The following is a 323-nucleotide window of genomic DNA, read 5'->3' as shown; positions in this document are numbered from 1 at the left end:
ATGGTAAAATAACCTCAGTTCCTGTTCTGTTTTTTTGTTTTGTGGTGAATCAATTATAACACGCAACAGGGTGCATTTTGTCCACAGATTTTTGCTGTGGACAGTCAAAAAGCTCGAGGCTTCCATGATTTCCACATGTGAATTCCTCGAGCTTTTGGCATATAAAGTGTTGTTATAAATTTTGGGCAAATTCAAAGTAGTGAGTATTGAAATCAGTCTGTTCTTGTTTTCCGAAGGTGTCTGAGTGAGTAGAATCCACGTCAATGATCATATGCTGTGTATTTTTCTGGCCGATATAGATAGTGGTCAATGCCTTGGCAATT

Annotated in this window: 1 pseudogene; it reads right to left on the bottom strand. The window is 38.1% G+C overall.

Annotated features, from left to right (window positions below):
• Positions 1–196: 196 nt before the first annotated feature.
• Positions 197–322: pseudogene (locus ACYQ4S_RS12540) on the bottom strand (transposase); the annotation flags it as partial.
• Between the last annotated feature and the right edge of the window lies 1 nt (position 323).

The organism is Alkalibacterium sp. s-m-28, from assembly GCF_054658175.1.
Note: the sequence above shows the minus strand (reverse complement) of the source record. Positions and strands in the feature narration are given on the sequence as shown.